This is a genomic window from Methanobrevibacter sp. UBA412 (assembly GCA_002495685.1).
Classification (GTDB): Archaea; Methanobacteriota; Methanobacteria; order Methanobacteriales; family Methanobacteriaceae; genus Methanobrevibacter_A; species Methanobrevibacter_A acididurans.
On sequence record DAGJ01000024.1, the window covers coordinates 32,480 to 56,177 of the forward strand.

The window sequence follows — 23,698 nt, forward strand, 5'->3', positions numbered from 1 at the left end:
GAAATATAAAATTAAAATATTTTTTTATATAACTTTTTAAATTTTAATAACTAGGTATTTCATTGTTGGGAACATTATATTTCTCAATCACATAATAAATACGTTCAGTACTTTTAAGTGAACCTGCTGATACTTCAATAATATTATCACTAGATTTATATTCTGAAGGATTAAATGTAATAGTCCCTGTTCCATTAGTAATTTCTATTTCGGTTTCAGTTCCATTAACATTGAGTGTGAAAAATAGTGTGAATGTTGGGAGATTTGTATCTAAAGTATTATTCTTGTAAAAGTTTACATTATATGTTCCAGGTTTTGTACAGGTTATATTAAATGTAATTGGGGTAGTTTTTATTCTAGGACACATTGTTCCAGCTCCAACAGTACCATTTAAATCCCAAGTTACTAAATGGTTTGTACCATACCAATTTGCACCAATAACAAGTTTTAAACTATCATTCCATTGTCCAGGTCCATAAATTCCTTCTGGATTAGCACTCATTTCACCTAAAATCATCATACTAGGTCCTTTAGCATTATTATATATTGCATTATCTGTAACAACTGGATATATCGCATTTTCTGCTAAATCATAATGTTTCCAAAAAGTAATTCCTTCTAATGCATTTTCACAAATAAGATTTTTAGTTATAGTAATGCCGGTACTATAATTAGAATCAATAAGTATTCCAATATAATTATTAATTATACTATTGTTTATTATACTTGCATTTACTCCAGAGTTATTTAGATATATACCATAACCTAATGGTCCTTCTGGAACTTCAAGTGTATAATTTCCCACATTTTCATTAATTGTATTATTGAAAACTTTTGTGTTACTTACATTATAATCATAGTTTATTCCGTAATTATTTTCTTTTAAAATATTATTATTTACAAAAATATTTTGAGAGTTGTTTAAATAAACTCCATTTTCATATGAACTAATAGTATTATATTCTAATACTATATTACTACTATTTAATATGCCAACACCATTTCCGGGCATTATTTTTAAGCCTTTTGCATATTCTGTTTTATATTCAGAATCTAAAATATTTTTAATACTATTATTACTTAGTTTAATATTGCTAGTATTTTCTATTTTTATACCAGTTCCTTCATAACTTATGAAGTTAAAATTACTTATATTTGAATTCATTCCTGATTTAGTTATTAAAAATATTTCACTACCATTTATTCCATTTAATGTTGTGTTAATGTTTGTAGTAATGTTTAATGGTTTATTAATTATCAAAGAAATGTTATTATAATTTTCACCTAAAAATAGTATATTTGATTCATTATTTGAATCAATTAATTTTTGAATTTCATCATTACTAATATTTTGAGGAATGTATAATATATTATTTTTATTAATTATAATTTTATTAGTAGTTTCACAAGGTGCATATTTTTCATTTCCCAAATATTCAACTTTAACAGTATAATTTCCTGGATTAAAATTTATCTGAATTTCACTTACACCCTTTTCATTAGTATACAAAGTATAAGAAATGGACTGATTTCCATTATAAAAAGTTATTAAAAGCTCTTGATTAACAAGAGCATTGGTATCATTATCAATTAACAATACATTATAATAACTTCCTTTAATAGAATTTAAATCAGATCCAATTAATTTAGTTTTTTTTTGACTTGTTGTAATAACATTTATAGTAGCACTTGCACTAGAATCAACATATTGACTTGTTTCCCCAAATGAACATTCAGCAGTATATACTCCTGGGTAGAGGTTAATTTCTAGTTGGTATTCTCCGTTGTTATCGGTTGTTTGCCAGTATATTTTATTAGCGCCTGTTTGCGGGTTAGTTAATTTTAATGCTATGTGTTGTCCGATTATTGGGTTTCCTTGGTTGTCAGTTAATTTTCCAGTGAAGTTTTGTCCTGCACCGTATATTTCTTTAAAGTCGTTTGCAGTTAAAATAGTATCAATACTTTTATTAGTAGGTATATCAGAATCATTTACATTATAAAATGCATATGGTCTATTACCACCATCTAATGACCCCATTCCAGGACCAATAACTGTAACATTATTTCCAGTCTTTAAAAAACTAGCATTTCTAAAGTCAACTACAGCTGTACCATTATGTATTTCAGTAATACTATAAATATCACCTGTTACAGGGCTTGTAGCAGTATTATTTTTATTTAAAAAGAATGTCATTTCAACACTGTTAAAATCTGTAGCAACACTTCCATTATTTTTATATACAAAAGAAAATGAATAAACACCATTGGATACTTGTGTAATATTTCCAACTATAAGATCTTTATAAGGATTAGCACTTCTTAATTCTCCTGGAGCATAAGATGTACTTCCACAAAATAGTTCGCCATAGTAAATATTACTCCATATAAATATTTGTCCAGTTCCAGTAGTATAATGCCCATTACCATCACCTACATAAGTATAAGTATCAGTAGTTGCATTATAATCATAATCTCCATTATTACTTTTTGTATAAACTGCAGTGAAAACAGCTCTTTGTTTATGGAATCCAAAGAAATTTTGATCGACTATTTGAATATTTTGATTTATAAGATTTCTTACACGATAATCATTGAATATTCCATACATTCCATTTTCATATATGAAATTTCCACGAATTAACATATTAGTAATATTATTATTAACATATATTCCAGCACCCATTGTGGCACGGCTTTGGTCTTGAATATTTCTATTATAAAAAATTTTATTATTTAATATTTTTACATTATCTGCTGTACTCGCATTAATTCCATATAAATTAGCAGTAATATTATTCATATCAATTGTGGTTTGTGAAACACCCTCATCCAAACTAATACCATTTAATGTGTTTTCATGAATATAATTATTTTTAATTAAAGTACTATCTGAATTTTCAAGTATTATTCCTTTAATTGAATTTTTTATGTTTGAATTAGAAATTGTAGTATTTTTAGCCCCTTTAATAAGTATGGCTTGTCCATTTGTAGAACTAACAGTACAGTTAGTGATTAATATGTTATTTCCACCATTGATATATATACCATAAGGATCTACAATATTTCCGGATTCTACTTCATTTATTAAAGTAAATCCTGAAAGTACAGAATTTGAAGCTTCTGATGTGAAGTAAAATATACCTAATCCATTAGAACCTTGAGTATTTGAAGGACAAGTCGACATTGTAGTTCCACAATTACTTATAATATTTAATTGTTTATTAACTATTATATGACAATGTACATAACTTGTTCCAGTAATAAGGATAGTATCTCCAGCATTTGCTTTGTTAATAGTATCTTGAATAGTTGGATTGTCCATCTGATTTTTACTTGAACCATCTACTATGTAAGTTGTTCCATTACTTGTTCCAAGTTTATAATTATTAGTTGATTCATTAATATCCTGTGATTCTGTTATTGTATTTATTGAATTTGCAGATATCTCTTGATTAATATTTGTATTATTAATATCTTGATTAATACTTGAGTAACTTGCTGTATTATTAATATCTGCAGCCATCACAGAGCTTATAGAAAATATAGAAATTAATAAAGTTAAAGATATTAATAAGAATATTTTTTTCTCCATTATTTATCCTCAAATTTTTTTATTTATATTAAAATTTTATAACACATGTTAAGTTTTTTTGAAAAAAAATATTCTGATAAAAACAGAACTATTAATTAGTTCTATTTATCAGAATATAAAGATTTTTATTTTATTTAAGCATTTGTTACAGTAATAGTACCGTCAACAGATGAGGATGTGTAATAGCTGGTTCCTTCATATGAAACGTTTACTGTGTAACTACCTGCGTATAATTCGATTGGGATTTGGTATGATCCTGTTGTATCAGTAGTTCTCCAGTATACTTTGCTTTGTCCGTTACTGTTGGTGAGTTTTATTGCAACATGTTGACCTACAAGTGCTCCGCCGTTTGCAGTTAATGTACCGGTTAAGTTTTGAGCAGCACCATAAACTTCAGTTAAATTGTTAACAGTTAAGACTGTTACGGTTTTGTTTTCAGGAGCTTTAACTCCTATGTTAGCAGTTCCCATACTTGCATTGTATTTAGTGTTTCCTGCGAAACTGTAGGTTACAGTGTAATCTCCAATGTATAAGTTGATTGGTAATTGGATTTGACCGTTTTCATCAGTTGTTGTCCAGTAAACTTTACTTTGACCATTACGGCTGAGGTTTAATGCGATATGTTGACCTACTACGTAGTATCCGTTACTATCGGTTAAGGTAGCAGTGAAGTTTTGTCCGTCACCATAAGTTTCAGTGAAGTTTTCTGCGGTTAATTTTGTGTTACTGTATGGGTTAGTTATGATTACAGTACCATTAGTACTGTTTCCTTCCCAATCTGCTTGGAAATATTTGTATGGTGTAACGTTATTGTATGCATTGTTTGCTAATGTGATTGCACCAGTTACATCTAAGGATGTAGCTTTGTTGTATATTTCAAATGCAGTAATTTGAGCTGGGTCTTGACCTTCAGCTGCAGAGAATATATTATTTGTAATTGTTATATTACCTATTGGGCTTGGGTATCCATGTGCGGTGTTACTTGCTTCAGAGTAAATAACAGTGCTTCCCCATTGGTTAACTTTTAAGTTTTTGAATGTGTTGTTTATAATAGTTGTTGTGGTTGCAGATTTGGTAAGAGAAATTGCATCAGCTATTCCACTATCAAAAGTGTTACCTTTAACTGTTATGTAACCTACTCCACCACCGAAGTACATTCCATAGGAAGCATTATAGAAGTAATTGTTAATAACTTGAACATATTGAGCATTAGATGCTACAGATATTGCATCAAGTACATTTCCTTCAACAACACTATTTTGAATGGTGATATTGTTACCACCCATTATGTTTACTGCTTTATCTCCTTTTTCTTTATTTCCGTCGTGAGTTATTTTTTCTGTTACACCTGTGAAGTAACAATTTGTTACTAAACAGTTAGTACATCTACCAAAGTAAACTCCACTTGCTCCATTATAAAAGGAACAGTTAGAAATTGCTATATCTTTTACACTATTTGAGTAAATTCCATAACCATTATCATTTGCTTTAGAAGCATTGTTTTGTGTCATGTGGAAGGATATTCCACTTATTGTTGTTCCATCAGGGGTAGTAGTGTTACCTGCAATTATATTGAATATTGAGTTACTGTTACCATCACCTAAACCGTAAATATTAGTTTGGTTGTTTCCAGCACCACTAATATATAATTGTTTAGTAATGTTTACTTGATCAATATCTTTATAATCACCTGCAGCAAACTGAATACTATCTCCAGCATTTGCATTATCAATTATTCCTTGTATAGTACTAGTATTAGAACCAGATGTTATATTATAACTTTGACTTGCTGAAACAGTTGATACATCATTGATTGCTAAATTTGAAGCATCATTTGAAACAGTAGTATCATTTGCTATATCTGCAGCAGAAACAGCAGAGACAGTTACAGTTAATAATACTAATAATACTAATGGAAGTAATATTTTTTTGTAATCCATTATTTTTTTTCTCCATTTAAATTTTTTAAAAATTAACACTAATATTACTAAAAAAATAATTTTTAATCATTATTTTTTCCATAAATAATATCCAATATTTAAGAATATAAATTCTTTAATTTCAGAATAAAAAAATAGTTGTAATCTTTAAAAATATCCACTATTTTTTACTTTAAATTTTTTATTAATATTAGTATTAATTATATATACACGTTATGAATATAAATGTTTTTCGAAAAAATTTAGATTGACAAATTTTTTTTAATAATTGAGACTTGACCATAAATATATTTTTCAATGAAAAATTTCTTGAATTTGTAATCTAAGAATTTTTAGAATGATTTAATTATTAATTCTTTTAAATATTTATAAATAAATTAAATTATTGGTTTTAAACAATTTTACATAAGATAAGTGCTATTTTTATTTGTATATATTCGTTTAATTTCATATTTTAATTTTAATTTTAAAATATTATTTTTAATATTTCCTCAAAAAAATTGTTTAACTATTTTCGAAAGGTATATATATGTATATCAAAGAAAGATTTTATTAAATATTAATATAATGTAATAAGTTTGTGGAATTTAAAAATTTATTTTTTTAAGGAGGTGAAAAACCTGAATAATAAATTTACTAAATTATCAATCATATTGGTATTTTTCACTATATTATTAATAAACACAGGATTTGTTATGGCACAACCATTAAATGAAAATAATATTTCTACAAATTCAAGTTTAAATAGTATATTAAATCAAAATTCACAAGTTAATATAACTAATGAGTCTGATATTTCACTTGATGAAAATAATACTCAATATTCAAATAGTATACTTTCTGAAAATTTAATTTCAAATAGTTCAAATATTGTTTATATTGGAGACCAATCATCATATAATAATTCAAATAAAACATTCAATGATTTTATTCAAAATGTTTTGGATTCATCACCTGCAGGATCTACTTTCATTTTTAATGGAAGTTATTATCATGGATTAAATTTAATAATTAATAAACCATCAAACTTAGTAAGTTATGGTACAGTTATTAATTCTTCATCTAATAATCCAGTTTTTACAGTAACTGAAAATGCATCTAGTACAAATATTACAGGATTTAAAATTATTTCTGATGGTGATGGAATTTTTATTAATGGTGCTAATTATGTTTCAATAATTAATAATATAATTTCCACTAATGGAAATGGAATTTATGGAATAAATGCTCATAATTTACTTATTATGAATAATACGATTACGAATAATGCTAAAAACGGTATTTACTTAGATAATATTGAAAATTCTATTATAAAAAAGAATTATATCTCATTTAACAAGATAGATGGTTTATATTTAACTAATTCCAAAAATATTGAAATATTAAAAAATACATTTTATTCAAATGAAGAAGGAATTAAAGTAGATAAAAATGTAGATTCATTAAATATAACAAATAATATCTTTAATAATAATGGTGGTGTATCTAAAAAGTATGCTATTGTATTTAATTCTATATCTAATGTAAACCTTAAAAATAATACTTTTAATGATAATGGAAATGGTATCAATATTAATGCAGAGACTAATAATTTTAAAATAGTGAGTAACTCTTTCACTGGTGGAAATATTGGTGTCAATTTTGGTGCAAATTATAAAAAAGTTTCAAAAGGTTTAACTTTGGAATATAATGCTTTTCAAAAAGGAACTGGGCACTGTTTAGAAGCTAGAGATAGTATTTATGAAGAACTTGGCGGAATTGTTGTTGGAGCTAATTGGTTTAATGGAAATACAAATAATGGATTTATTTGTCCAAGAATTCAAGCAGGAATTATTCAAGCAAGTTTAACACAATCAGGATCCAATACTTTTAATGTCATATATACTTATAATGGACAAATTGTTACAAATTTAGCAAGTTTTGTTGCTACAGTATTTGTTAATGGTGTAGGTCAACAAATGTCTGTAAGTCAAGGTTCAGGAACTTTCACTGTATCTGGTGGAGTGGGATCTTCAGCTAATGTTAATTTTGGAGGTTCAACAGAATCATTTAATGTTAATGTTCAAGAATGGAAAGATAATAATAATCAAAATCAGAATAATAATTCTAATAATAATAGTAATGGCACAACTACTAATTCAGGTAGTGGATCTCAAGGTTCTAGTACAAGTAGTGGTTCTAATTCAGGAACTTCTAGTGGTAGTGTGAGTTTAACTGGTAATACTATTTCAAGTACTAGTTCTAGCGGTGAAAGCTCTAGTAGTTCTTCTAGTTCAAGTTCTAGTAGCTCTTCTAGTGCAGGTAAAACATCACAAGCTTCTTCAACTGCTGCTAATTCTCCAGTTACAAAAGCTTTAAGTTTAGATGAAGATTCATTTAGAGTTTTAGGTATTCCAAGTTTATTATTACTAATAATAATTGCAATTGGTTTTTATTATCGTGAGTACATCATAAGATTCTTGAAAAATGATTTAAAAATTTAAATTTAATTTTCATATTTTTTCTTTTTTATTTTTTTAGTATAAATTTTTCATAGAATAATTTTCGTTATGAATTTAATTACATGCCGATTCGGCTTTTAATGAAAAAACCATTTAAAAAAAAGCTTTTTAATGTCTTATTCTTTTAATTATTTAATATTTATTAATATTTTTTATATTTAATCATAGTCGCTCTTTTGTTTTTATATTAACCTTCATAAATTTTAAATATATTTTTTTAAAGAATTTAAATTTAAGAAAACTTTTATATAATATTACCGATTAAATAAATTATATTATAATAGAAAAATGTGATAAAAAATGTTAAATTTAATTTGGTATTATTTAATAATTATTTTAATTTTATTTGCTATTAACTTTGGATTATTGTTGGATGTTGCAAAATTAAATTTTAAAAAGTCTATTACCTTTTCGGTTATTTACTCAATATTAATATTTATCATGTCTGTAATTGCATTAAATTATGGTAGTTTATTAACATTTTTTAGTAAGATTATTCCATATGTCCTATTTACAGTTGGATTAATTCTCTTAATTTTAATTATGTTTTATTTATATAAATGGAATAAAAATGAGGTTAAAGCAAAAATTAACTCATTAATACTTTTAATTACCATAATCTGCCAATTTACATTAATATTTTCATTAGTTGCTATATGGAATCCTCAAAGTTCAATATTTTTCAATGCTGGAATTGTTTCTATAATATTTTTAATAATGTCTATATTATCTTCATGGATTTTAAAAAATGCTATTAAACAAATTCCTGGAGGAATTAGTGAATTTATAATTTTAGAATCAATTTTAGTCATGATCTTTGGTTTGACTTTTAATTGTGTTAAAGGGTTAAATTATGAAGATTTTACTCCTTTTACAATATTAACTCCGACATATGAAGTTATAATGTTAATTATTGGAATTATATCATTAATCATTGTAGGAGTATTTCTTAATGATTATAGTTTAAAGAAAAATCAATAAATATAATATAAATATTGTTTTAATTTTTTATAAAAAAATGGAGAAAATTTATAATGATAATAGTTGGTACTGAAATATTAACTACATTTATTCATATTGTGTCTGAAAGTTTACTTACTCCTGTTGTAGTGCTTTTAGTCCTATTTTTAATAATATCTATATTGGCTATCGGTGGATTAATTAATGAAAAATATACTAGAAAGCCAATGAAAAAAAGAGAATTAGAAACTCTTTTAAATGATGTAGATAATTCTTCAAGTCCTGAAGAAATTAAAAATCATGTTAAGTCAAGTACTCTTTTTAATACTCAAAAAGATATTATTGTTAATATTATTGATAATCATAATTTAGATTTAGAAGCTAGAAAATCTTTTGCTACAAAATTAGTTGAAGATGAGCAAATGATTTTATTAAAAAAGACTAATCTCACTGATATTTTTGTTCGGCTTGGTCCTGTACTTGGGTTATTAGGTACTTTAATTCCTTTAGGTCCTGGTCTTTCTGCATTAGGTTCTGGTCAAATAGCGACTTTAGCTAGTTCTTTAACTATTGCTTTTGATACTACTGTCATTGGTTTAACTATCAGTTCTTTGTCTTATGTGGTGTCTAAATATAAAAAACAATGGTATGAATCAGATTTAACAACTCTTGAGACAGTTGCGGAATCTGTGCTTGAAAAATTATCAAAGATATAATGTGATGTTTTAAAGGAGTGTTTTAAATTTTAAGAAAAAGAAAACGTTTGACTGAAATGGATGATGATGATCCGATGGCATCTTTAACAAATTTATCTGATGCTATGTTAGTTTTAGCGTTAGGGTTCTTAATATTTGCTATTTTGGCTTTAAGTGCTAATCCAAATATTCTATCTGAAACTTCTCAGCAATCTCAGCAATCTCAAAATACTCAACAGATTAGTACTGGAGAAACTTTTACTAATGATACAACTGCTAGTGGGAGTTCTTCTGGTCAAGGGTATAGTGAAGTAGGTAAAGTTTATAAAGATCCTGATACGGGAAAACTTGTTATGGTTTCATCTTAATTTTTTACTTTTTATTTTTTTATTTTAAGATTGTTCATATCGTTTTAATATTTTTGTTTTTAAAGTTTATTTTTTTTCAGATATACTATAATTTTATTCTACTAATTTTGGTTATTAATATTATTTAGTTTTAAAATTTTATTTTATTTGTTATTTTGTTCGAGTTTTGTAATTGTTAAAACTAGTATATAAATCTTACTTTTTAATTCATATCGTAAATAGTTTTTATAATAAAAATGTTAAATAGTATACATAATACTCTTTATTGTGAGGTAATTATATCGAGTATTATTTTTTTTAAATATGGGATAGTATAAAAGAGGTAATAAAAAATGAGTTCATCTTTTAAAAGTCCGGGTGATACAGCAAAAGCTGTAGCATCTATCGGTGGAAGTAAAAATAATCTTTCAATTGCATCTCTTGCAATTTTAGGATTCCTTGCTGGTGCTTACATTGCATTTGGTGGAATGTTAGCTGAAATATGTAATGCTGGAATGGCTGCAGCGGGTTTCCCTCCGGGTATTTGTAAATTTGTATTTGGTGCAGTGTTCCCTGTAGGTTTAATTATGGTTGTAATTTGTGGATCCGAATTATTTACTGGTAATGTTATGTATATGACTGCTGGTGTTTTAGATGGAAAATCTAGCATTGGAGATTTATGTAAGAATTGGGCTGGAAGTTGGGTTTTCAACTTCGTAGGAGCTTTATTCGTTGCTTTCGTATTAGCATACTTATCTGGTTTAATGACTGCAGATCCATTTATGGGCAATGCACTTACAGTTGCAAACACTAAAGCATTAGGTGGAGCAAGTTTCTTATCAGCTGGTAAAGCTGTTAAATCTATCACTTGGGTACAAGCTTTAATAAGAGGTATTGGATGTAACTGGCTAGTTTGTTTAGCTGTATACATGGCTGTAGCTTCTGATGATATAATTGGTAAAATTGTTGGTATTTGGGTACCAATTATGCTTTCGTAACTTTAGGTTTCGAGCACAGTGTAGCTAATATGTTTTTCATACCATTAGGTATGTTCTTAGGTGCAAAAATATCAGTAGTACAATTATTATGGAATAACTTAATACCAGTTACAATCGGAAATATTATCGGTGGAGCATTATTTGTAGCATGCGCCTACTGGTATGTATATGTTAAAGAATAAAGTAAAAAATAATTAAACAATTGTTTATATTATTAACTTTTCATTTAGATTTTAAGGAGTAATTATTTATTCCTTAAAATCTATTTTTTTAATTAAAAGTTAATATTTAAATGTAATTTGTTTAGGGATTATGTTAAAATTTGTTGTTTATTATAAAATATTTAACAATTTTAACTTTTATTAATATGGAGATTATAAAATGGTTGCGAAAAATGTCCCAAAAATAGAATATGTTCCAACAATTTGTCCATACTGTGGTACTGGTTGTGGATTAAATTTTGTTGTAAAAGATGGGAAAATTATAGGAGTTGAACCTTGGAAAAGGCATCCTGTTAATGAAGGAAAAGTTTGTCCAAAAGGTAATTTTGGATATGAATTTATTAACCGGGAAGATAGATTAACTATTCCTTTAATTAAAGAAAATGGGGAATTTAGAGAAGCTTCTTGGGATGAAGCTTTAAATTTAGTTGCAAATAAGCTAAATGAAGTGAAAGCAGAAGATCCGAATAAATTAGGATTTTATGCTTGTGCTAGATCCCCTAATGAAAATATTTATGTAACTCAAAAATTTGCTAGAGTAGCATGTGGAACTCATAATGTAGACCACTGTGCACGTATTTGTCACGGTCCTACTGTAGCAGGATTAGCAACTTGTTTCGGTTCAGGTGCTATGACTAATGGATTTGACAGTATAATGCAAGCTGATGTCATATTTGTAATTGGTGCAAATAGTATGGAAGCACACCCATTATTTGGTAGAAAATTAATCAAAGCTAAACAGAATGGGGCAAAAATTATAGTTGCTGACCCAAGATATACACCTACAGCTAAAATAGCAGATAAATATTTAGAATTCAAAACAGGTACTGATGTAGCTTTAATGAATGGTATGATGAAATATATTATTGATAATGATTTACAAAATACTGAATTTATTAAAGACAGAACTGAAAATTTCGAAGAATTAAAAGAAATTGTATCTAAATATGATATGGATAAAGTATGTGAAATAACTGAAGCTGATAAAGATAGTCTTATAGAAATAACAGAAGCTTATGCAAAAGCAGATAAAGCAGCTATTGTATACTCTTTAGGTATTACAGAACATTCACATGGTGCAGATAATGTAATGTGTACTGCAGATCTTGCAATGTTAACTGGTAACTTAGGGAAAGAAGGTGCTGGTGTAAATCCATTAAGAGGTCAAAATAACGTACAAGGTGCTTGTGATATGGGAGCACTTCCAACAGATTATGTTGGATACAGAAAAGTTGCTGATCAAGAAACTACTGACTGGTTTAACAATTATTATGGTACAAATTTATCAACAAAACCAGGATTAACATTAGTTGAAATGATGAATGCTGCTCATTCTGGAGATTTAAAAGTATTATATATTCATGGAGAAGATCCAGTTTTATCTGATGCGGATATTACTCATACAAAAGAAGCATTAGCTAACTTAGATATGCTTGTTGTTCAAGAATTATTTATGACTGATACTGCAGCTGAAGCAGATGTTGTATTCCCAGCAGCAGGTTGGGGAGAACAAGAAGGAACATTTACCAGTGGTGAAAGAAGAGTACAATGTTTACACAAAGCTCAAGACCCACCTGGTGATGCAATGTTAGATTGGAAAATAATGGAACAATTAGCAATAAGAATGGGTGAAGATGCTCACCCTGAACAATTCCATTATGAAACTTCAGAAGATATCTTTAATGAAATTAGAGAATGTGCACCAATAATGGCTGGAATGGATCGTAAAAGATTAGACTCACCTGAAGCTTTACATTGGCCTTGTTTAAGTGAGGATGATCCTTGTCAACCATTAATGTATACAGAAAAATTCTCACGTCCTAATGGTAAAGCTATTTTCATGCCACAAGAACATAGAGGACCAGTTGAAGTTACTGATAATGAATACCCATTATTATTAACCACTACACGTGTATTGTTCCATTATCATGCTGCAATGACTCGAAGATGTAAAACTTTAGATAATGAGGTTAAAACTGGATATATTGAAATGAATAGTGAAGATGCTAAAGAATTAGGTATACTTGATAAAGAAATAGTCAAAGCAAGTTCTAGAAGAGGAAGTATTGAAATAGCTGCTAGGGTCACTGATAATATTAAACGTGGAATTGTAAATATACCTATGCACTTTACAGAATGTGCAGCTAACATGTTAACTAATTCTAATTCTTTTGATCCTAAATGTAAAATGGTTGAATTAAAAGCATGTGCTATTAAAGTGGAAAAAATGGAGTAGATCGCATGTCAGTAAAAGTTAACGATAAATATTATGCATATTCTGCAGACAATGCAATTTATGACGAAGGAGAATATGGTGGTGTTGTAACCACTATAATGAAATACCTTTTAAAATCTGGAACTGTTGATGCAGTACTAGCGGTTGAAGAAGGATTCGATTTATATGATGCTAAACCTATTTTAATCACTGATCCTGAAGATATTATTAAATCTGCTGGTTCTTTACATTGTGGTACTCTAAATTTAGCAAAATTTTTAACAAAATATATTGATGGTGCAAGAGATTTCAAGGTAGCTGTTACATGTAAACCATGTGATGCAATGACCATTAGAGAATTAATGCGCAAAGGTAGAATTATAGAAGATAATGTTATAATGGTAGGAGTAAATTGTGGTGGAACATTACCACCAGTTCCAACTATGAAAATGTTTAAAGAAGTCTATGGTGTAAACCCTGCTGATGTTGCTAAAGAAGAAATAGCTAAAGGAAAACTTATTGTAGAAACTAAAGATGGTGAAGAAAAAGGAATCAAAATCGATGAATTAGAAGCAGAAGGTATGGGCCGAAGAGAAAACTGTCAAAGATGTGATATGAACATTCCATCTAATGCTGATATAGCTTTAGGTAATTGGGGTGTTATTGGAGATTTAGCTGGTAAAGCTACATTTGTTGAAGTTTTCACTGATAAAGGTGCTGAAATATTAAACGGTGTTATTGATGAAAAATTAATCGAAACAGCAGAACCTATTGAAAAAGGTATTGAAATTCGGGATAAAATCAATAATATTATGGTTAAACAAGCATCTAAACAAAAAGAGAAAGACTTTGCAGGCACAACTGGAGATATTCTTGATGTATTAAATAAATTCAAAAAAGATATGTCCACTTGTATGAAATGTTATGGTTGCCGTGAAGCATGTCCTTTATGTTATTGTGAAGATTGTTGTCTTGAAACCGAAGGACCTGAATGGGTACCTGGAGGATACACACCTGCAGCTCCATTTTTCCATTTAACTCGTATGGTTCATATGGTAGATGCATGTACTAACTGTGGTCAATGTTCTGAAGTATGTCCATGTGAAATTCCAGTTTCCAAAATTTTCGCTACTGTAAACAATAAAGTTAAAGATATCTTTGGTTATTATAGTGGTGTGGAAAACGACGATGTACCTTTACCATTCACTGAATTTGAGTTACCGGATAACAGATAAACATTTTTTTAGGAAATAAAACCTTTTATGGTTTTATTTCAATATTCTTTTTTTATTAATCGATGTGCATTGCATATCATATTAAATATATATAAATTAAAAAAAACTAAATTAATTATAATTATTAGTTTGTAAAAGCTTATTTTTCTGAATTTTTCTAAAAAATTTACTATTTATAAAAATTAGGTGTTTATTATGAGAATTTGTTCTGTTGTTGGAAATAAAGATAGTGGGAAGACTTCTTTAACTGTAAGAATCATTAAGGAACTTAAAAAAAGAGATTTTAAAGTAGCTAGTATAAAACATTCACATCATAATATGGTTATGGATAAAGAAGGAACTGATACTTTTAAACACAAAGAAGCAGGTTCTGAAACTGTTGTTGGAATTGGATCTTCTACATTTTTTAATATAGATAAACAATTGTCTCTTGATAGGATATTGTTTTTAATTAAAATTATTTCCGAATCTGAACCAGATTTTGTTGTCATAGAAGGATTTAAAGGTTATAATTATCCAAAAATTGCTACAACTCCGGATGTTGTTGATGATTTTACTATTGCGTCTGTTGATGCGAAAAATATGGATGATTCTGATGTTAGTTTATTAGTTGATAAAATTGAAAATTATGGTTATGATATAATTGACACTTTGTTTGTTGATGATTGTGGTTATAATGATGGTAAAGTAATAGCTAAAGCTTTTATTGATGGAAATTTACAATATGATTTAGAAAAACAAGCAGATATTTCTGTTTCAGTTGATGGTGTTAATATTGGAATTAATGCTTTTGTAAATGATTTTATGAAAAATACTATTTTGGGAATGTTAAATTCATTAAAAACTACTGAGTATGGGGTTAAGGATTTTAATAAAATTGAAATATTAATTAATAATAAAAAAGTTTGATTAAAATAATTTTTGGTTTATGTGATTGGATGGATAAGATTAAAGATACTTATAATAGACCTATAATTTCATTACGTATATCTATTACAAATCGTTGTAATATTCAATGTTTTTATTGTCATCATGATGGAATGTTAAATTCTAAAGAAGAAATAACTTCAGATGAAATATTTCAGATAGCTAAGGTAGCTAAAAATTTAGGTGTTGAAAAAGTTCGTCTTTCTGGAGGTGAACCTTTAGTTAGATCTGATATTGTGGATATTGTTAAGAAACTTAATACTTTAAATTTTAAAGATATATCTATTACGACTAATGGTATATTTTTAGATAAATATGCTGAAGATTTAGTTAAAGCAGGATTAAAACGTGTTAATGTTAGTTTGGATACATTGAAACCTGAGACTTATAAGTGTATAACTAAAAAAGATTATTTAAGTGAGGTTAAAAATGGTATCCTTAAATCTGTTGATGTTGGCCTTTATCCTGTAAAAATTAATATGGTTGTTATGAAAGGTATAAATGATAATGAAATTCATGATATGTTTGGTTTTTGTAAAGATAATGGCTTAATTTTACAGTTAATTGAAATTTTGGAAACGGATAATTGTGAAGATAATGATTTTAATGAAAAATATCATTTTGATATGACTCCATTAGAAAAGGAATTTACTGATTTGGCTAGTGAGGTTACTGTTCGTAAGTTTATGCAGGATCGTAAAAAATATTTTATTGATGGTGGTGAAGTTGAGATTGTTCGCCCTATGGATAATACTAAATTTTGTGAGAATTGCACACGTCTTAGAATAACTCCTGAAGGTAAAATTAAACCTTGTTTGCTTAGAAATGATAATCTTGTCGATTTGATTTCTCATATTAGGTCTGGGGATTCTGAAAAAGATTTAGAAGAAATTTTTATAAGTGCTGTTAATTCTCGTGAACCTTATTTTATAGATGATTAATTTATTCATGTGTAGTTACTACACATTGTTGTTTTTTTTCTTTTTTTTCTTATTTTTCGACATGAAAACACTTACATAAGGTACTAAATTTTTATTATTTTCAATAGGAATAAATTTTTCTTATTTTATTATTTAAAACTTATTTTTGTTTTATTTTTTAAATTAATTAATTAATGGGTTTATTTAAGCTTTTTAAAATATATTTTCTATTATATTGCTTTTTAAACCTCAAATTTTAATTATTTAAATTTTAAAAAAGTGTAGTTACTACACAGTTTTATTTAAGTATTTCTATTTAGTTCTAGTAGCACCTTTTATAAGTTGAAAAAACAAAAATTTAATTAATACACAGTGAATGATATCATGCCAAAACATATAACATCAGGTCTGAAATATTTAGCTGCAGTAAGACTTAGAAATCAAGGTTTATCTCAGAAAAAAATTGCAGAAAAATTAGATATTGATCGTTCTACAGTTTCACATTACTTAAATGGAAGTAATTTGTCTTGGAATTCAATAGAATTTGCTAAAATATTAACTCAACTAAATAATAAAGATTTTTTGTTAGTAATTCAAAATTTATTCCATGATTTGGATAAAATTAGAGTTATAGCTTTAATATTCAAAGAAAAAAATTATAATGGAATAGTGAATGATTCATGTATTGGTTGTGGATTATGTGTAGATTTGTGTATATTGGAGGCTATTAGTTTAAATGCACTAACAGCTCAAATAAACTCCTTTTATTGTTGTGGATGCCATACCTGCGAAGAGGCCTGCCCAACAAATTCTATCAAAATTTTGGAGGAAAAAGATGATCAAAAACGTGAAAGAAGTTAAAGGTAAAGACTTTAACATAAAAAGATCAGCAGCAGAAGGTAGACAATTATCTTTCAATGATCATATCTGTATTGGATGTGGGATTTGCGAAAATACTTGTCCAGTAGGCGCAATAGAAATTGCTTCAGTTGGTAATGTTTCTCGTAACTACTTCAATACTGAATTCAGTGGTCATAAAAAGATTGCTCAAAACATGGTTTCAAAACCAAACTATGTCAAAGTAACAATTGATGAAGATAAATGTGTCCTTTGTGGTATGTGTAGTGGGTTATGTCCAGCAGATGCTTTAGATTTAACAATTGGTGGGGAATCTATTAAAAATATGGAATCTTATCCATCTTATGAAAAATCAATGACTATTGATGATGATGAATGTGTGCTCTGTGAAAAATGTCAAATAGCTTGTCCTAGAGATGCTCTTACTGTAAAAAGAGACTTACCAAAACGTTCAGATTTAGTTACTGGTGAAATTGAAGTTGACAAAGATACTTGTATTAATTGTGGAATATGTGAAGAGTTATGTCCTGCAGAAGCAATTGATGTGACAAAAGAACCAGGTTCAGAAGACATAATTATTGATAAAGATAAATGTGTTTACTGTCTTGTTTGTAAAAAAGCATGTCCTGTTGATGCTATTAAAGCAGTTTGTCGGTCTTGTTCATATGGGGAATATGATTTTGACCCAGAAAAATCTGTTACAACTGGTAATGTAATTATTGATGAAAAAGAGTGTATTAACTGTGGATGGTGTGAAGGAGTATGTCCTACCAATGCAGCAACAGTTACTAAAGCATTTGAAGGTAAATTTGAAATTGATGAAGATAAATGTGGTGAATGTGGAGCATGTATAGATACTTGTCCATGTAATGCATTATACTTCCCTAAATCAAAAGGATCTGGTGATATGGATTCTTCTATTAAAATTAAAGAAGAATTTTGTATACATTGTGGTGCATGTGAAAAAGTATGTCCTAATGATGCTTTAACTGTAAAACGAACTAAAATTAATAATACACCAACCAATTCTAAAGCATGGCAAGATGCTATAAAAGCTTTAAAAAATTAAACGGTGATGATTAAATGGAACTTAAAGTAGATCAAGATAGATGTTTAGGTTGTGGGGTATGTGTTGTTTCTTGCCCCGTAAATGCTAGAATCAGTCCGGAAAATGCTGGAGGAGCTGGTTCAAAAACAACAGAAACAATAATGATGGTTGAAAATGGATTCATAAAACTCTTCAGCCCAGATAAATGTGAAGAATGTGGAACATGTCAAATGTTCTGTCCTTGTGACGCTATATGGTTAGAATAAAAAGGAGAGTAAAAATATGTTTTATGCAAACACTTATTTAGATAAACCAGTAGTAGATGATTTGGAACAAACTCCTGGTGAAGGATCTGAAGACATACTTAATTGTATGTTAAATACAGGTTCTGACATCTACCAAGGAGCATGTAAAAAAAGAGGATCCACATTAAAAGAAGAATATAAAAATGCTTCTGGAACTTGTTATATGGATCCTAGAGATATGATGAAGTTAGGTGTAAACAATTGGGACACCGTTTTAGTAAAAACTAAATTTGGTGAAGTAGTATTGAATGCTGCTAAATCAAGAGATGCTCCTCATGAAGGAACTGTATTTATTTGTAAAGGACCATGGGCAAATACTATTGTGAGCCATGAAACTTACTGTTGTTCAGATCCAACATATAAAGGAATTCACTGTACTGTGGAAAAAACAGATAGAAAAGTATTATTAATGGCAGATTTAATGAGATTAGTCTATAAAAAATATACAGATGAAACTGATGATGAAGTCATTGAAAATATGGATTCTTTAGGTGAACGACCTGTTTATAGAGGACGTAAATGGGAGGAATTAGAATGAGTTATGAACCACCAATAACTGATTATGATACTATTGTAGAAGATTGTACTTGTGCATTTTGTGGATGTAACTGTGATGATTTAGATTATTTAATAAAAGATAATCATGTAGTTGCAGTTAGACATGCTTGCAGATTAGGTGCAAGTAAAATCATGGAAGATATCGATCAAAGATTATTAGTACCTATGGTACGAGCAGATGATGGAGAACTTGAAGAAGTAGAATGGGATACAGCATTAGATAAAGCTGCTGAATTAATTGCACACTCTATTAGACCTGTATTTTATGGATGGTCTGAAACTTCTACTGAATGTATGAAAGAAGGACTTGAATTAGGAGAATATATTGGAGCAGTTTTAGATAATCAAGCTACTATTTGTCATGGACCAAGTTTACAAGCTATGCAAAATGCAGGATATCCTATTCAAACATTAGGTGAAGTTACTAACAGAGCAGATATGGTTGTATACTCTGGAAGTAATGCAATGAATTCACATCCTAGACATTTAGCAAGATATGCAGTTTTCCCTAGAGGATACTTTAGAAAACGAGGAAGATTTGATAGAACTGTAGTTACAATGGATCCTAAATTTTCAGATACAGCTAAAATGTCTGATAAATGGATAGGGTTTGAACAAAATGGGGATTATGGATTTTATAATGCTATAAGAGCTGTTTTAAAAGGTAAAAAACTTCATGCTGATGTAATTTCTGGAATTCCAAAAGAAGATATTTATGAATTAGTGGATCAAATGAAATCTGCAGAATTTGGTGTTCTATTCTTTGGTCTTGGTTTAACTCACACATTATCAAAACAAAGAAATATTGATATAGCAATAAAAATGGTAATGGATTTAAATAAAGATAGTAAATGGGGACTCACTCCTATGAGGGGCCACTTTAATGTAAATGGATTCAATATATTCATGGCATATGAAACAGGATTTGCATTTGGGGTAGATTTCTGTAGAGGATATGCAAGATATATGTTAGGGGAAACCAATACTATTGATTTATTAACAAGAAAAGAACCAGATGTTTTCATGGTTATTGCAGCTGATCCAGGTGCTCACTTCCCTAATGGTGCAAATCAACATTTAGCTAACATTCCAGTTATTCAAATAGATCTTCACTGGGGACCTACAACAGAATTAGCTGATGTTGTATTACCGGGTTCATTTATTGCGGTTGAATGTGCAGGTACAAGTTATCGTATGGATGGAGTACCTATCTATATGAAAAAAGCTATTGATAAACCTGAAACATGTCGTGATGATGAGTGGATTATAAGAGAAATTAAAGAAAGAGTAATGAAACTCAGAAAAGAGCCTAACGTAGCTCCTAAATACGTACCTAACCCAGCAGCAGAATAATTGAAGGAAGTGATTTAATGGAATATATACTAAAAAATGGTATTGTTTACGATCCTGCTAATGGCGTAAATGGAGAAAAGAAAGATATAATGTTCAAGGATGATAAAATCGTTGACAGTGTATCTGATAATGCCAAAGTCATAGATGTAACTGATAAAATTGTAATGCCTGCTGGTGTAGATATTCATGCCCACATTGCAGGACCTAAATTAGTTGTAGGTAGATTATACCGACCAGAAGATTCAAGAAGAGGAGTAACTCAAAAAACCGCTCATGAAAAAGGTGAATCTGGATTTTCTATACCAAGTTGTCCAACAACAGGTTATAGATATTCTAGAATGGGATATGGAACAGTTTGTGAAGCAGCAATGCCTCCTTTAGAAGCAAAACATACTCATGAAGAAATTAATACAATTCCAAACATAGATGTAGCCCCATTACCTTTATTTGGTAATAATTGGGTTGTAATGGAATATGCAAAAGAAAATAAAATAGATGAATTAGCTGCATATGTATCAGCTTGGCTTAAATTATCTAAAGGATATGGTATTAAAATAGTAAATCCATGTGGAACCGAAGCATGGGGATGGGGAATGAATGTTCATGGATATGATGATTCTGCACCTTATTTTGATGTAACTTCTAGACAAGTAGTAAGAGCTTTAACAAAAGTTAATGAAAAGTTAGGACTTCCTCACTCAATACATATACATCCAAATGATTTAGGACACCCTGGAAATACTGGAACTACTATTGAAACATTAGGATCTGTTAAAGATATTGCTAAAAGTACATTACCTTCTGCTTCATTAAGAGATCAAGTTATGCATTGTACTCATTTACAATTCCATTCTTATACTGGAACTAGTTGGAAAAATGCAGGTTCAGGTGCACCAGATGTTGCTAAATTTATTAATCATAATAAATATCTTACTGGAGATGTAGGTCAAGTTACTTTTGATGAAACTACTACTATGACTGCTGATGGTCCAATGGAATATGATTTATATAAATTATCAGGATTAAAATGGGCTAATAAAGATGTTGAATGTGAAACAGGTTCAGGAATTATTCCATGTATCTATTCACCTAAAAATCCAGTAAACACTTTACAATGGGCTGTTGGATTAGAATTATTCTTATTAATTAATGATCCATGGCAACTTTGTTTAACTACTGATAGTCCTAATGGTGGTCCATTCATCAGATATCCTAGAGTTATTTCCTGGTTAATGAGTAATAAACGTAGAATGGAAATGATTGAAAATAGAGAAGTACATAAATGGGCTGAAAAAAGAACAACCCTCGCTACACTTGATCGTGAATACGATTTCAATGATATTGCTATTATAACAAGAGCTGCTCCTGCTAAAATAGATGGATATACTGATAGAGGAGCATTAACTCCTGGATTCAAAGCTGATATTGCTGTTTATGATATTAAACCTAATGAATTTGATCCATCTAGAAATCCTAAGGAAGTTGAAAAAGCATTTAGTCGTGCTTTATACACAATAAAAGATGGACAAATATTAGTTAAAAATGGTGAAATTGTACAAACTAAACCAAGTCATACAATATGGACAAATGTTACTGGTTTAGAAGACCAAGAAGCTAAGGTAATTGAAGATATTATGCCTTTCTTCAAGCAATATTATTCAGTTAAATGGAGTAATTACAAAGTACATGACCATTATGTACCAAATCCAATAAAAATTGATGTGCCAGTGAAGTAAATAAGGAAGTGTTAAAGTGAAAACAATAACTTTTGATCAAATAAAAACTTCTTCCATTGCTTTAGAATTTGATGAATTAAACACTGATAATATCTATACATGGACAGAAGATGATTTTGCAAAATATACTGTACCAGTTGGTAACTCAAGATTTCCAATCACAGATTATTTTAAAATAACAGTTGAAGGAGAAGCTGATTCTCCTAATGAAGTTAAAATGATTATGAATGGTGATATGGGAAGAGTTAAATATATTGGTTTCAGAATGAGTGGTGGAGAAGTCATTATTAATGGTAATGCTGATCTTCATGTAGGTGCAGAAATGTCTGGAGGTTACGTTTTAGTTAATGGTAATGCTCAAGCTCATGCTGGCCGTGAAATGTCTGGTGGAAAACTAGAGATTATGGGAAATACTAAGGAATTTACTGGAGCTTCTTACATTGGAGAATGGAGAGGTGTCACTGGTGGAGAAATAATTATTCATGGTGATGCTGGAAAACAATGTGGAGAATGTTTAACCGGTGGAAGTATCCATGTTCTAGGAAACTGTGATATTTTAGCAGGTATTCACATGACTAAAGGTACAATAGAAATTGATGGTAATGTTAACCGTTGGCCTGGTGGTCAAATGAAAAATGGTAATATTATTATTCATGGTAAATTAGGAAGATTACTTGAAGGATTTGTTGAACAAGGTATTGTAACTGATCCAGAAATATCTGGTAAAGTTTATGCTGGAAAATATATCCAATATTCAGGTGATATTGCTCTTAATGGTAAAGGTGGATTATATATTGATGCTGAAAATAACAGAGATAAATTATCTGCTTATTCTGAAGGAAATGATGAATATATTACCCTTGGAGATTATTAAATAATCTCCTAATTTTTTTTTAAACTGTTTTTATAATTAAATTTTTAAAATTATTTATTAATATTTTTGGAGTGATATGTAATGGAAAATGAAGAAAAGGAATTAATTATGAGTCCTGATGAAATGGTAGATTATATTCGTAAGAATGTTCAACCTACTGATACACTTGAAATTTCTTATAATCGTATTTTTGCTCCAGGTGAAGTTTTAACTATTACCGAAGAAGATGAAGAAACAGGTGAGGGGCTTCGTGTAAGTTTGCAACTTAATGGTGAAATTCTTAATCAGAACATTGAGATTGATTTAAATGATATTAAAGATGAACTTCTTGAATTACGTCATGTTAAAAATGGTAATGTAGTAGTGATAGAAGCTGAAATGCCTGAAGTTGATTTTACATATTCTTATAAATAAT

At 28.8% G+C, this 23,698-nt stretch carries 18 protein-coding genes and 1 pseudogene; 17 read left to right on the top strand and 2 right to left on the bottom strand.

Annotated elements, in window-relative coordinates:
* Nucleotides 1-43: 43 nt before the first annotated feature.
* Both BP997_RS07415 and BP997_RS07420 read right to left on the bottom strand, forming a co-directional pair.
* Nucleotides 44-3,592, bottom strand: coding sequence for a right-handed parallel beta-helix repeat-containing protein (locus BP997_RS07415; protein ID WP_413824570.1), 3,549 nt, complete (start codon nucleotides 3,590-3,592; stop codon nucleotides 44-46).
* A gap of 134 nt (nucleotides 3,593-3,726) precedes the next feature.
* Nucleotides 3,727-5,532, bottom strand: coding sequence for a right-handed parallel beta-helix repeat-containing protein (locus BP997_RS07420; protein ID WP_413824567.1), 1,806 nt, complete (start codon nucleotides 5,530-5,532; stop codon nucleotides 3,727-3,729).
* 695 nt (nucleotides 5,533-6,227) lie between these two features.
* Here BP997_RS07420 and BP997_RS07425 point away from each other — a divergent pair.
* The 17 genes and pseudogenes from BP997_RS07425 (at nucleotide 6,228) to BP997_RS07505 (ending at nucleotide 23,697) form a co-directional block, all read left to right on the top strand.
* Nucleotides 6,228-8,015, top strand: a complete 1,788-nt coding sequence (locus BP997_RS07425; protein WP_413829069.1) for a right-handed parallel beta-helix repeat-containing protein — start codon at nucleotides 6,228-6,230, stop codon at nucleotides 8,013-8,015.
* 318 nt (nucleotides 8,016-8,333) lie between these two features.
* Nucleotides 8,334-9,014, top strand: a complete 681-nt coding sequence (locus BP997_RS07430; protein WP_409198136.1) for a DUF2162 family putative transporter — start codon at nucleotides 8,334-8,336, stop codon at nucleotides 9,012-9,014.
* 53 nt (nucleotides 9,015-9,067) lie between these two features.
* Nucleotides 9,068-9,709 carry a MotA/TolQ/ExbB proton channel family protein gene (locus BP997_RS07435; RefSeq protein WP_409198135.1) on the top strand — a complete coding sequence of 214 codons (642 nt, stop codon included), beginning with the start codon at nucleotides 9,068-9,070 and terminating at the stop codon, nucleotides 9,707-9,709.
* Between the two features lie 26 nt (nucleotides 9,710-9,735).
* The gene (locus BP997_RS07440) at nucleotides 9,736-10,056 is read left to right on the top strand and encodes a DUF2149 domain-containing protein (protein ID WP_409199106.1); all 321 of its coding nucleotides are present in this window, start codon (nucleotides 9,736-9,738) and stop codon (nucleotides 10,054-10,056) included.
* A 332-nt stretch (nucleotides 10,057-10,388) separates the two neighbouring features.
* A pseudogene (locus BP997_RS07445) lies at nucleotides 10,389-11,215 on the top strand (formate/nitrite transporter family protein).
* Between the two features lie 199 nt (nucleotides 11,216-11,414).
* Nucleotides 11,415-13,490, top strand: a complete 2,076-nt coding sequence (fdhF, locus tag BP997_RS07450) for a formate dehydrogenase subunit alpha (protein WP_413824558.1) — start codon at nucleotides 11,415-11,417, stop codon at nucleotides 13,488-13,490.
* A gap of 5 nt (nucleotides 13,491-13,495) precedes the next feature.
* A complete protein-coding gene (locus BP997_RS07455; RefSeq protein WP_409198132.1) occupies nucleotides 13,496-14,704 on the top strand; it encodes a Coenzyme F420 hydrogenase/dehydrogenase, beta subunit C-terminal domain in 1,209 nt (402 codons plus the stop codon).
* Between the two features lie 195 nt (nucleotides 14,705-14,899).
* Nucleotides 14,900-15,613, top strand: a complete 714-nt coding sequence (gene mobB / locus BP997_RS07460) for a molybdopterin-guanine dinucleotide biosynthesis protein B (RefSeq protein ID WP_413824555.1) — start codon at nucleotides 14,900-14,902, stop codon at nucleotides 15,611-15,613.
* A gap of 29 nt (nucleotides 15,614-15,642) precedes the next feature.
* The gene (moaA, locus tag BP997_RS07465; protein WP_413824552.1) at nucleotides 15,643-16,572 is read left to right on the top strand and encodes a GTP 3',8-cyclase MoaA; all 930 of its coding nucleotides are present in this window, start codon (nucleotides 15,643-15,645) and stop codon (nucleotides 16,570-16,572) included.
* Between the two features lie 363 nt (nucleotides 16,573-16,935).
* Entirely contained in the window at nucleotides 16,936-17,412 is a 477-nt protein-coding gene (locus BP997_RS07470; RefSeq protein ID WP_409198129.1) for a 4Fe-4S binding protein, read from the top strand.
* Nucleotides 17,387-18,478: a tungsten-dependent formylmethanofuran dehydrogenase subunit FwdF gene (fwdF, locus tag BP997_RS07475; protein ID WP_413824550.1), complete on the top strand. Its 1,092-nt coding sequence runs from the start codon at nucleotides 17,387-17,389 to the stop codon at nucleotides 18,476-18,478. Before BP997_RS07470 ends, fwdF begins: the two co-directional genes overlap by 26 nt.
* Nucleotides 18,479-18,492: 14 nt before the next feature.
* On the top strand, nucleotides 18,493-18,723 hold the full coding sequence (locus BP997_RS07480) for a 4Fe-4S binding protein (protein ID WP_409198127.1): 231 nt from the start codon (nucleotides 18,493-18,495) through the stop codon (nucleotides 18,721-18,723).
* Nucleotides 18,724-18,739: 16 nt separating this feature from the next.
* A complete protein-coding gene (locus BP997_RS07485) occupies nucleotides 18,740-19,300 on the top strand; it encodes a molybdopterin dinucleotide binding domain-containing protein (RefSeq protein WP_409198126.1) in 561 nt (186 codons plus the stop codon).
* Nucleotides 19,297-20,673 (top strand): formylmethanofuran dehydrogenase subunit B, encoded by a 1,377-nt coding sequence (locus tag BP997_RS07490; protein WP_409198125.1) that lies wholly within the window; start codon nucleotides 19,297-19,299, stop codon nucleotides 20,671-20,673. The genes BP997_RS07485 and BP997_RS07490 overlap by 4 nt, the downstream gene beginning before the upstream one ends.
* 17 nt (nucleotides 20,674-20,690) lie before the next feature.
* Nucleotides 20,691-22,409, top strand: coding sequence for a formylmethanofuran dehydrogenase subunit A (locus BP997_RS07495; RefSeq protein WP_413824547.1), 1,719 nt, complete (start codon nucleotides 20,691-20,693; stop codon nucleotides 22,407-22,409).
* Between the two features lie 16 nt (nucleotides 22,410-22,425).
* Nucleotides 22,426-23,283, top strand: a complete 858-nt coding sequence (locus BP997_RS07500) for a formylmethanofuran dehydrogenase subunit C (RefSeq protein ID WP_409198123.1) — start codon at nucleotides 22,426-22,428, stop codon at nucleotides 23,281-23,283.
* A gap of 81 nt (nucleotides 23,284-23,364) precedes the next feature.
* Nucleotides 23,365-23,697, top strand: coding sequence for a DUF2097 domain-containing protein (locus BP997_RS07505; protein WP_413824544.1), 333 nt, complete (start codon nucleotides 23,365-23,367; stop codon nucleotides 23,695-23,697).
* The last annotated feature ends 1 nt before the right edge of the window (nucleotide 23,698 follow it).

What these genes read in the sequence shown, in the direction of transcription:
- BP997_RS07415 (WP_413824570.1), bottom strand. Translation starts at nt 3,592, where the DNA reads ATGGAGAAAAAAATATTCTTATTAATATCTTTAACTTTATTAATTTCT.
- BP997_RS07420 (WP_413824567.1), bottom strand. Translation starts at nt 5,532, where the DNA reads ATGGATTACAAAAAAATATTACTTCCATTAGTATTATTAGTATTATTA.
- BP997_RS07425 (WP_413829069.1), top strand. Translation starts at nt 6,228, where the DNA reads ATGGCACAACCATTAAATGAAAATAATATTTCTACAAATTCAAGTTTA.
- BP997_RS07430 (WP_409198136.1), top strand. Translation starts at nt 8,334, where the DNA reads ATGTTAAATTTAATTTGGTATTATTTAATAATTATTTTAATTTTATTT.
- BP997_RS07435 (WP_409198135.1), top strand. Translation starts at nt 9,068, where the DNA reads ATGATAATAGTTGGTACTGAAATATTAACTACATTTATTCATATTGTG.
- fdhF (WP_413824558.1), top strand. Translation starts at nt 11,415, where the DNA reads ATGGTTGCGAAAAATGTCCCAAAAATAGAATATGTTCCAACAATTTGT.
- BP997_RS07455 (WP_409198132.1), top strand. Translation starts at nt 13,496, where the DNA reads ATGTCAGTAAAAGTTAACGATAAATATTATGCATATTCTGCAGACAAT.
- mobB (WP_413824555.1), top strand. Translation starts at nt 14,900, where the DNA reads ATGAGAATTTGTTCTGTTGTTGGAAATAAAGATAGTGGGAAGACTTCT.
- moaA (WP_413824552.1), top strand. Translation starts at nt 15,643, where the DNA reads ATGGATAAGATTAAAGATACTTATAATAGACCTATAATTTCATTACGT.
- BP997_RS07470 (WP_409198129.1), top strand. Translation starts at nt 16,936, where the DNA reads ATGCCAAAACATATAACATCAGGTCTGAAATATTTAGCTGCAGTAAGA.
- fwdF (WP_413824550.1), top strand. Translation starts at nt 17,387, where the DNA reads ATGATCAAAAACGTGAAAGAAGTTAAAGGTAAAGACTTTAACATAAAA.
- BP997_RS07480 (WP_409198127.1), top strand. Translation starts at nt 18,493, where the DNA reads ATGGAACTTAAAGTAGATCAAGATAGATGTTTAGGTTGTGGGGTATGT.
- BP997_RS07485 (WP_409198126.1), top strand. Translation starts at nt 18,740, where the DNA reads ATGTTTTATGCAAACACTTATTTAGATAAACCAGTAGTAGATGATTTG.
- BP997_RS07490 (WP_409198125.1), top strand. Translation starts at nt 19,297, where the DNA reads ATGAGTTATGAACCACCAATAACTGATTATGATACTATTGTAGAAGAT.
- BP997_RS07495 (WP_413824547.1), top strand. Translation starts at nt 20,691, where the DNA reads ATGGAATATATACTAAAAAATGGTATTGTTTACGATCCTGCTAATGGC.
- BP997_RS07505 (WP_413824544.1), top strand. Translation starts at nt 23,365, where the DNA reads ATGGAAAATGAAGAAAAGGAATTAATTATGAGTCCTGATGAAATGGTA.